Genomic DNA, 9,556 nt, shown 5'->3' with positions numbered 1-9,556 from the left:
CTCAGAAGTGAAACGCAGCATCGCCGATGGTAGTGTGGGGTCTCCCCATGTGAGAGTAGGTCATTGTCAGGCTTCTAAAAAAGAAAACCCCTGCAGGGAATCCTGCAGGGGTTTTGTTTTTTGAGATACAGGGAGCTGGTTTTGCTACCGGGCAGCGCATAGCGCTGCCATGTGACAAGCTATGCACCGCAGGTGCAGGCTTGGTACGCCAAAGGCGCCCAAAGGGTGGCGAGCAGGGCTCGTCACACACTGAGGCCATTGTCAGGCTTCTATTGCAAAGCCCTGGGCATTCGTGCTCCGCCGATGGCCTGCGAGCAAATGGTAGTTACATAGGATAGTAGAACATTTAATAAGAGGGCAGAAATGCTGGAAGATCTGAGAGCGGGGGACTAACGTTTGCTTGCAGTTCTTCCATTTTTTATTTTGTGCGTTAGTAAATATCCACCGGCTTTGCCGGTGGATATTTACTTACCGGCTGTTAGCGCTTGGCGAGTCTGGCAATTTGTCTCTATTGTCTGACTGCTGATCTCTTTTATTGGTCGTAAGCATTGTCAGGCACCAAGTCATAACTTACGTCTTTTAGGCTCAATTCCTCCAAGGGGACAAGCGAGGCGGGGAGGGAGAAGTGGCGAAGAGATCCGCATTCGCACCAGTCCATGATTTCGATAGCCCCACTTTCGTCTTGCAAGCTGTGCAGCAGGCTTTTGAGTTCCGCAGCACTGGCTGAGGTCAGTGAGTGGTAATCGTACTGTCCCTTCAGTTTGGTCAGGCGGGATTCCCGCTCGGCCTGCTCAATACGCAGCCAGGCATTGCCCTTGTCTGCACCTTGGTTGCCAATAATCACTGGCCCTAAAGCGTCTTCACAGATTGTGGTAAGGCGCTCTTCGATAGGGGGTAGCACAGTGCCGACCCAGACCCAGCCGGAGAGGCTAATGCGGCTTAGCTGCCATTCACACAGCCAAACGGTCTGGTCATCGCCGATGCGAAACTCCCGGTATGCACGCTGACCGAGATAGTGGTCAAAACTGACTTCTGCGGAGGGGTTGTTCCTACGAAAGCTGTGTAATTGTTGGGTCATCTCATAGTTGACTTCCCAGTGCTTTTTCAGCCGCCATTGCATAGGGTACTGGCCCCACTCGACGATATACTCTTCCTGTTCGCGAATGGTTTCCGCTACACGCCAAAAGGTGCCATCGATCAATATACAGGTATCACCGGGATTACAGTCGGGGGCGATGATGCTGCACTCGGGGGAGGCCTCTGAGGCGCTGACAATATGTTCGCTGCGGCCTTCGATCACATCGTACCAGGGAAAACCGTGGCGCAAGGGTGGCGGGAAGGCCAGAGGCGGCCGGCCGCCGAGAAGGCGGCGGAACAGTACTGACTTTTCGATCTCCAGATCGGAAAGGGTATAACCCTCCTGCTGGGTGATCTGGCCCCAGGCAAAAGCGGCTCGAATCAAGTGTCTTTCGCGGTCTGAAAAGCTCATGGGTGCAGTCATGGGCGGCGTAAAACCGAAACCTTAACACTGCGGGGAGGTGGGCGCTAATGTAATTGACCGACATGGGGCAAGTGCGACATACCTGGGCCTGGTTCGTTACACTGTCGCATACGACTTTTGGATTAGGGGTGGTTATGATCTGGGTGCGATGGGTCCTTATAGGTGCAGTTATGCTTTGCGGCACTGTACCTCCGACGGCTTGGGCCAATTCAGCGGAGGTGAAATCTCACGATTGCTACCTAGATGGCTGGAGTAATGCACTTCAGTGTTCACGTCTCACCGTTGGTGAAGGGGGTGCAAAGGTGTCTCTGGCTATCATGGTTGCGCCTGCAGTGAGTGTGAGCGGTAAGGCGCCGCTTTATTTACTGGCCGGTGGGCCGGGCCAGGCAGCCAGTGATCTGGCTCCGATGTTGAATCTTTTTCGCAGGGTCAATCGGGAGCGGGCGATTGTACTCGTGGATCGCCGTGGCGCGGGGCTTTCACAACCGCTGGATTGTGGCTGGAACCTCGCGCTTCCCACGGACCTGGAGATTTTTTCTTCAGAGCTGGCGGATTGCTATCTGGAACAGAAAAGCTTTGCCAATTCCCTGAGTAGTCGCCAAACAGTCAATGACCTGGAGCGGGTGCGAAGGCATCTGGGGCACGGGAAGATTACCCTGTGGGGTGTCTCCTGGGGCACACGCACCGCATTGCTGTACCAGCAATGGTATCCGGAGAGCTTGAGTGCGCTGGTTCTGGATGCGGTAGCGCCGATAGAAACCAAGGTGTTTTTAACCGCACGGGCGGCAGAGGACGCCTTGCAGACATTGGAGCGGGATTGCTTAGAGGATAAGGCCTGTGCCCAACTTGGGGATTGGCGTGCCGAGTTGAACCACTTGCTGGAAAACTGGAAAGTGACTGCCATACCGTTTCCCGATCCATTTACCGGCGTCCTCTCTGAACAGCCAATACCGCGCTGGGTTTTACTGAATGTCATCCGGGGGGCTCTCTATCACCCGGAAACGGCGGCACTGCTGCCCTACGCCATCAAGCAGGCCGATCGCGGCAACTATTTACCGCTCTCGGCAATAGAGGGGCTGCTGCGGCAGAACACCATGTCCCTGGGGCTGACCTTCTCAGTCGCCTGTGCTGAAGAGTTAAACAGGATAAGCCCTGAGGAAGTTGCCAGGGATGGTGCAGGTACTTTCCTGGGTAACGCCTTCCTGAAAATGTTTGAACGAGGCTGCCAGGTTTGGCCGGTATCCGCAAAGCCATACACCAAACCAGAGCCTCGAGGCCACCCGGTTTTGCTGATTTCCGGTGAGGCGGACCCGATTACGCCGCCCCGTTATGCCGATGAACAGTTGCAGTATCTTTCTAATAAACAGCACCTGGTCATTGCCGGCGGTGGGCACTCCAATACGGGCCGCGGGTGTATCTCTGAGCTGATCGCGGACTTCCTCCATGCGCCGGACAAGCCGTTGGAGCAGGGGTGCATGGAGAAAATCCACAGGCCGCCATTTATGGTCGATGGATTTGGTCCGGCACCAGGGGGAAAGACACAGTTGTTGGAAGGTGAGAATAGTCGTGGGGGAAAGCATCTGTGATCAGGGTTGAATCGGTTGAAAAGCAGTTTGTCGGTAAAAATGTGTTAAAAAACCTCAGTTTTTCCGTACCCGATGGTCGAATCACCGCGCTGCTGGGGGCGAATGGTGCAGGCAAAACGACCTGTCTGCGTATTATTGCCGGGCTGCTCAAAGCCGATAGCGGAAAGGTCTCTGTGGGTGGCTTGGATGTCGCCCGCTACCCGATAGCTGTTCGTCGACAGCTGGGCATTGTGGGGGACCGGGAAGGCTTGTATGAACGTCTCACCGTAAAAGAGTACCTGACCTTTTTCGCCGGTGCCCAGGGAATTGCCGGGGAAGCGCTGGCCCAAGCGCTGGAATCCGTGCGCGATGTGCTGGAACTGGATAGTCTTTGGTGCCGTCGCACCAAGGGGTTTTCCCAGGGGGAGCGAATGAAGGTTTCCCTGGCTCGCGCACTCATACACCGCCCCGGTCACCTGATTCTCGATGAGCCCACCCGTGGCCTCGATGTGCTCGCTGCACGCCTGTTGCGTAAAACACTGTTACAGCTGCGCTCACAGGGAACCGCCATTCTATTTTCAAGCCACGTTATGGCGGAGGTCGCCGAGCTTTCCGATTCTGTCTTGGTGATGTCGAAGGGGGCCATTGTCGGTAATGGTGCACCGGAAGAACTTATGCATCTTTCAGGAACTGACAGCCTGGAAGAGAGTTTTGTCGCGCTTGCCTATGGCATTAAAGGGACAGGTCATGCAGAGGGGGCGTTGCTGTGAATTCTGTCAAGAGTTTGGTCTGGCAGCAGTTTTTTGCATTACTGCGCAAGGAGTGCCTGGAGGTTTGGCGTGATCGCCGGGCCGTATTTACGGCAATCATTACCTGCTTGTTGCTTCCGGCTTTGACCATTGGTGGGATTGTTTATGCCATCAAAAACAATGCGGAGGATACATTTCGGCTGGCTCTGCTTTCGAGGGAGACTGTCCCTCTTTTGGAGCAGCGGTTAGCGGATGCTCGCCTTGAGGTGGAAATCATTCAAGAGGGCGCGGCTAAAGAATTGCTCGAAAATGGCTTCGATCTGGTCCTAAAAGTGGACGACAATTTCAACTCAGCGTTTCGAAACCTTTTAATACCCAAACTGTATCTTTATATGGATAGTTCCTCTGAAGGTATTCGCGGGCAGGTCACTTATTTACAAAGACATTTGAGTGGGTTTCAGTCAGTGGTGGCGAGACAACGGTTGATAGCAAGAGGCGTTGCCCCCCAAGTATTGACTCCCTGGCAGTTGGAAGTGCGGGATGTGAGTGCGCCTTCAAAGCGGGGCGCCCTACTTCTTACCATGATGCCCAGTATGCTGATACTGGGCATCTTTGTTGCCTGTCTCGGCGCATCCATAGACAGTTCTGCGGGGGAACGGGAACGTCTCAGTTTGGAGGTATTGTTACAGCAGCCCCTGGCGGGCCCGCAGATCGTGTTGGCCAAGGTTTTGGCGGTATCCAGTATAGGCTGGCTCAGCGGACTTGTTGGGGTTGCCGGTCTGGTATCGGTGCTGCCGCTACTGCCCTTGTCAGAGCTGGGGATCCAGTACTCAGTCTCTCTAGTTGCAATCCCCATGATGGGGTTGTTGCTGCTGCCCCTGTCCCTGTTGGTAGCCGTAGCCCAGATGCTTCTGGCGCTGCGTTCCCAGTCGTTTAAAGATGCTCAAATGCAATTGGGACTATTGCAAATTGTGCCACTTTTAATATTGTTTGGCCTGGATATGTCCAAAGTGGATCTTGAGGTTCCCTTTTGGCAGTTTGTGCCACTAGTGGGGCAGCAGCAGTGGTTAAAGGCGCTGTTGGTTGGTGAGACACTATCTTTACCGCTGGTAATCGCTGGCTCTCTGGTCACCCTTTCTTTGGTTGGGCTGTGTATATTAGTGGGTGCTCGTGCCCTACAGCGTGAGCGCTTGCTCGGGGCGACCTAGTTGGTAAGTCGAGGCTTGTGATGCTATGACCGATTCCCGCGAGGGGCTGCTGAGTATTCATTTGCAGTCCATTGCAGATAACTATCAGGACCTGGCCGGGCGGCTGGCAGGCGGCACCCGTTGTGGCGCGGTGGTCAAGGCAGATGCCTATGGTCTCGGAATGGCTCAGGTGGTGCCAACGCTCTACCGGCAGGGGTGCCGCGATTTCTTTGTGGCAACCCAAGCGGAGGGGGAGCACCTTCGGGGCGCGCTGGGTGATGATGTCCGGATCGTCATTCTAACTGGTGTTCGTGCCGGGGCGGAACTGGAGTGCGCGCATGCCGGGCTTATGCCGACGCTGTTCACGCTCGAACAGCTGCGCCACTGGGTTGGGATATGCGCCCGCGCCGGGTTGGAGGCGCCCTGTGCTGTGAAAGTCGACTCGGGGATGGCCCGTTTGGGTTTGAGTGCGGAGGAGTTCGAGTGGCTGTTGCGGGATCGCGAGCTTCTGCGTCTGGCGGATATTCGTATACTGCTCAGTCACCTGGCTTGTGCTGACGAGCCGCAGCACGCGCAAAATAGACAGCAACTGCGCAGTTTCAAACAAGCCGGGGAGAGGCTGCGAACACTTTGCCCGGACATCCAGCTGAGTCTCGCCAATTCATCGGGTATTTTTCTGGGGAAGGATTATCACTTTGATATTGTGCGTCCCGGTTCGGCGCTCTATGGTATCAACCCGGTACCCGGCACGCCCAACCCCATGCGCCCCACTGTGGTGCTCCGCCTGCCCATAGTGCAAAAGCGGTATCTAAGCCGTGAACAATCGGTCGGTTATGGTGCGACCCAGCGGATGGCGGCGGGGAGTTGGCTGGCGGTGGCGCGCGGTGGCTATGCCGACGGTATAATGCGTGCCCAGGGCGGGCGCGGTCGAGGCTGGGCCTGTGGTCGCCAGCTGCCGATTGTGGGGCGCATATCCATGGATTCCACCACGTTTGATATTTCCACACTCTCGGTGGAAGAGCGAGAATCCCTGCAATCGATCGAAATTCTCAATCAAGATCTGACTGTGGATGAGGTGGCGCAATATGCGGGCACCATTGGCTATGAAGTGCTGACCAGCCTGGGCCATCGCTATTTCCGCCGCTATATAAAAGGCTGATCAAGTTGCAAGACACTACCGTGAAAAGCCCGTTGGTGCAGCTGCGCCCCCTTTTGTCATTGCTGGCAGATGGCGGGATGCACTCCGGTGAGTCTCTCGGTGTCGCTCTGGGGATAAGCCGTGCAGCGGTCTGGAAGCAGCTGCAGAAGCTTGGGCAATACGGCCTGGCGCTGGAGTCGGTCAAAGGGCACGGCTACTGCTTGCGCGGGGGATTGGACTTGCTCTCGGCGGAGAAAATTCATGCAGTGCTGGGTACCCGGAGCAGGGCGCTTTTGCACAAGCTGATCCTGCGTGATGAGGTGGATTCCACAAATGCCCAATTATTGACATTGATGGAAGCGGGTACAGGGCACGCGGTGGTGATGTTTGCCGAGCACCAGCGCACGGGCCGCGGGCGCCGCGGGCGCCGATGGGTCAGTCCTTATGGTGCTGGAATCCTCCTTTCGGTTGGCTGGGAGTTCAGTGGCGGCGTACAGAGTCTTGAGGGACTGAGTCTCTCCGTAGGAGTCGCGCTTGCGCGGGCATTGGCGCGGTTCGAGGTCCCAGGTGTTCGCCTCAAGTGGCCCAATGATATCTGGTGCCGGGGGCGCAAACTGGCCGGGGTTTTGCTGGAATTAAAGGGCGATCTCACCGATCGTTGTGGGGTGGTTATTGGCATTGGCCTGAATAGCGGCTTGCGCGATCAATCTGCAGGTGCGATTGATCAGCCCTGGGCTGATCTGCAGCGGATTTGCCCAGGTATCCCGCGCAATCTACTGGCGGCGACAATACTGGACGAAATGTTGCCGCTGCTGAAAGATTACCCGGAGCAGGGCTTCCATGCCTACCGCGATGCCTGGGCTGCCCTGGACCAGTTTGCGGGGCAGTCAGTGGTCTTGCAGTCCGGAGCCGAAACCTGGTGTGGCACGGCGGTGGGAGTGGATAACAAAGGGGCTTTGATACTGGATATGGCAGGTGAGTTGAAGTATTTCCACGGGGGGGAGGTTTCATTGCGGGGGCAGGTGTGATTCTCGAGCTGGATATCGGCAATAGCTGGGTAAAATGGCGTTTGTTCACCGGGGGAAAGGTGGGTTTACGGGGTGGTTTTGAAGTTGCTGCTTTCGCCGCGGGTGGATTGCCTGGGGAGTGGAGTGAGTGCCGTCCCGAACGGGTGCGCGCTGTGAATGTGGCGGGCCCTGTTGTGGCCGAGTCGCTGGTGAATCATGTGCGGAAATTGTTCTCTCTGGAGGTGGAGTTCTCACAGGTGGCGCCGGAATGTGCCGGCGTTGTCTGTGGGTACGACAATCACAGCCTGCTCGGAGCGGACCGCTGGCTCGCGATGCTGGCGGCCTATGGGCGGGCCCGGCGGGCCGCCTTAGTTGTCGATTGCGGCAGCGCAGCCACCCTGGATCTGTTGGATAGTGATGGGCGTCATCTTGGCGGTTATATCGCGCCCGGCATCGGTCTGATGCAGCGCTCCCTGCGGGTGGATACGCACGCAGCCAAAAGCGCGCGCGACATAACCCTGACCGAATCCCTCAGTGCCGGGCGCACTACCGATGAAGGGGTAAACCGGGGGCTGTTATTGATGGTGCTCGGCGCCATTGATCGCGCTCTGGAGGAGTTGCTTCACTGTACCGGAAGTGAGCCGCTCCTCTGGCTGACCGGTGGCGATGCGCTCCTGCTGTCTGCGTTCTGTCGGCGAGCGCATCGCCTGGTCCCGGATCTGGTACTGGATGGCCTGGCTTTGAGCAACCCGTGAATAAATGACACTGAATATGCGTTGGATAGCTTTTTTTCTCCTGCTGCTGAATCTTGGTCTTTTTACCTGGTACATGGCCACCCCTCCGTCCGAGAGCGGTACCGGGATCGCGGGCGAAGACAGGGCTGGGCAGGGGCGGCGCCTTGTTATGATTAGTGAAGCGTCGCCGGGGGCGCTGCCAGCAGCCGAGGCGGCATCCGCGTCAATCTCCTCTGTCACTGCGCAGGAACAACACTGCACCCTGATTGGCCCCTTTCCGCAGATCTACCGGGGGCAGGATATTGTGCAGCGCCTGAAGGCCCTGCAGATTCAAGGGGATTTGCGCGAAATTGAGATGCAGGGACAGATGCGCTACTGGGTGTTTCTGCCCCCGTTGCATTCGCGGCGCGAGGCTTTCAATAAGTTGCGAGAGCTGCAGGCTCAGGGTATTGATAGCTATGTTATCCCCAAAGGCACGCTTGCCGATGGGATCTCTTTTGGCATTTTCAGTGAGCGTGCTCGCGCCGAATTGCTCACGGAGGAGCTCACCAGCAAGGGCATTGGTGCGAAATTCCGCGAAGAGCCGCAGATTTATCTGGAGCGATGGATTGTCTTGATGCCAGGCGCTGCGGAGCGCCTGGCCGCGGAATTTTGGCAGCAGCTGGGCGAGGAGTATCCCGAATTGGGTCGACGTCACAATCTCTGTTCTGAAGTGACTGGCTGATATTTCACCTGCCTTTAGACCTAAATTCTGATCGCCGCTCCCTGGAGGATTGAGTTCTTCGAAACAAGGTAATTGGCGACAAAAGAATTCTGATTTATCTGTATAAAGGGTGTTGCTTGTCAGGATAACTTCCCATAGAATCCCGCCTCCACTGACGGGGCTCACTTGGCCTTGAAGGTGAACGGGAAAGAGCTGGCGTAGCTCAGTTGGTAGAGCAGCTGACTTGTAATCAGCCGGTCGGGGGTTCGACTCCTCTCGCCAGCTCCATTCTTACTCCGGTGCAGCTCAACATAGGAATTTCAGGTAACTCCTTGAAATTCAAAGAAAGATGTTGAGTTCACGAGAGGGAGGTGTGGAAAAGCACGCCGCTTTGAGCAGGGGTTCCCGAGTGGCCAAAGGGATCAGACTGTAAATCTGACGCGAAAGCTTCGGTGGTTCGAATCCACCCCCCTGCACCATTTTTATACCGTAAGGTGTAGCCGGCCAAGCAGTAAAGAGGGTTCGAGTACAAACTCTCGCAAGCGGGCATAGTTCAATGGTAGAACCTCAGCCTTCCAAGCTGATGATGCGGGTTCGATCCCCGCTGCCCGCTCCAAGTAAGGGCTCGGCTCGAGAGTGCTCTCAAGTGACCGGCTATCTATAAGGTCGCTTGGGTTGGCGATAATCGGCTCATGTAGCTCAGGGGTAGAGCACACCCTTGGTAAGGGTGAGGTCGGCGGTTCAAATCCGCCCATGAGCTCCATTTTTCAATGGCCGCAAGAGTGAAGAACTCTTGTGGTTGTTTGTATTCGGGGTCTGGGTTTCCGGGCCGGATTCGCATGTTCTGGACGTGGGTGATGCCATTACTGGCGCGCCACTCTATTAGGAGGCTGCAATGGCAAAAGAAAAGTTTGAACGTTCCAAGCCCCACGTGAACGTGGGCACCATCGGTCACGTAGACCACGGTAAAAC

At 56.2% G+C, this 9,556-nt stretch carries 8 protein-coding genes and 4 tRNA genes; 11 read left to right on the top strand and 1 reads right to left on the bottom strand.

Annotated features, from left to right (window positions below):
- Positions 1-532 precede the first annotated feature (532 nt).
- On the bottom strand, positions 533-1,489 hold the full coding sequence (locus Q1A48_RS19835) for a hypothetical protein (protein WP_299948388.1): 957 nt from the start codon (positions 1,487-1,489) through the stop codon (positions 533-535).
- A 314-nt stretch (positions 1,490-1,803) separates the two neighbouring features.
- Here Q1A48_RS19835 and Q1A48_RS19830 point away from each other — a divergent pair, with 314 nt between their 5' ends.
- The 11 genes from Q1A48_RS19830 to Q1A48_RS19780 all read left to right on the top strand — a co-directional run bounded on the left by Q1A48_RS19830 (position 1,804) and on the right by Q1A48_RS19780 (position 9,347).
- Positions 1,804-3,087, top strand: coding sequence for an alpha/beta hydrolase (locus tag Q1A48_RS19830; protein WP_299948386.1), 1,284 nt, complete (start codon positions 1,804-1,806; stop codon positions 3,085-3,087).
- Entirely contained in the window at positions 3,084-3,836 is a 753-nt protein-coding gene (locus Q1A48_RS19825; protein ID WP_299948384.1) for an ATP-binding cassette domain-containing protein, read from the top strand. The genes Q1A48_RS19830 and Q1A48_RS19825 overlap by 4 nt, the downstream gene beginning before the upstream one ends.
- Positions 3,833-5,023 carry an ABC transporter permease subunit gene (locus Q1A48_RS19820; protein ID WP_299948382.1) on the top strand — a complete coding sequence of 397 codons (1,191 nt, stop codon included), beginning with the start codon at positions 3,833-3,835 and terminating at the stop codon, positions 5,021-5,023. Before Q1A48_RS19825 ends, Q1A48_RS19820 begins: the two co-directional genes overlap by 4 nt.
- A gap of 25 nt (positions 5,024-5,048) precedes the next feature.
- Positions 5,049-6,161, top strand: a complete 1,113-nt coding sequence (gene alr, locus Q1A48_RS19815) for an alanine racemase (RefSeq protein ID WP_299948380.1) — start codon at positions 5,049-5,051, stop codon at positions 6,159-6,161.
- Positions 6,162-6,181: 20 nt separating this feature from the next.
- Positions 6,182-7,168, top strand: coding sequence for a bifunctional biotin--[acetyl-CoA-carboxylase] ligase/biotin operon repressor BirA (birA, locus tag Q1A48_RS19810; protein ID WP_299948378.1), 987 nt, complete (start codon positions 6,182-6,184; stop codon positions 7,166-7,168).
- Positions 7,165-7,902, top strand: coding sequence for a type III pantothenate kinase (locus Q1A48_RS19805; RefSeq protein ID WP_299948376.1), 738 nt, complete (start codon positions 7,165-7,167; stop codon positions 7,900-7,902). The genes birA and Q1A48_RS19805 overlap by 4 nt, the downstream gene beginning before the upstream one ends.
- A 4-nt stretch (positions 7,903-7,906) precedes the next feature.
- Positions 7,907-8,605, top strand: a complete 699-nt coding sequence (locus tag Q1A48_RS19800) for a hypothetical protein (RefSeq protein WP_299948374.1) — start codon at positions 7,907-7,909, stop codon at positions 8,603-8,605.
- A gap of 191 nt (positions 8,606-8,796) precedes the next feature.
- Positions 8,797-8,872 (top strand) — tRNA-Thr (locus tag Q1A48_RS19795).
- Between the two features lie 107 nt (positions 8,873-8,979).
- Positions 8,980-9,063 (top strand) — tRNA-Tyr (locus Q1A48_RS19790).
- A gap of 63 nt (positions 9,064-9,126) precedes the next feature.
- A tRNA-Gly gene (locus Q1A48_RS19785) sits at positions 9,127-9,200 on the top strand.
- A gap of 72 nt (positions 9,201-9,272) precedes the next feature.
- A tRNA-Thr gene (locus Q1A48_RS19780) sits at positions 9,273-9,347 on the top strand.
- Positions 9,348-9,556 lie beyond the last annotated feature (209 nt).

This window comes from uncultured Microbulbifer sp. (assembly GCF_947489355.1).
In the GTDB taxonomy this organism is placed as follows: Bacteria; Pseudomonadota; Gammaproteobacteria; order Pseudomonadales; family Cellvibrionaceae; genus Microbulbifer.
Note: the sequence above shows the minus strand (reverse complement) of the source record. Positions and strands in the feature narration are given on the sequence as shown.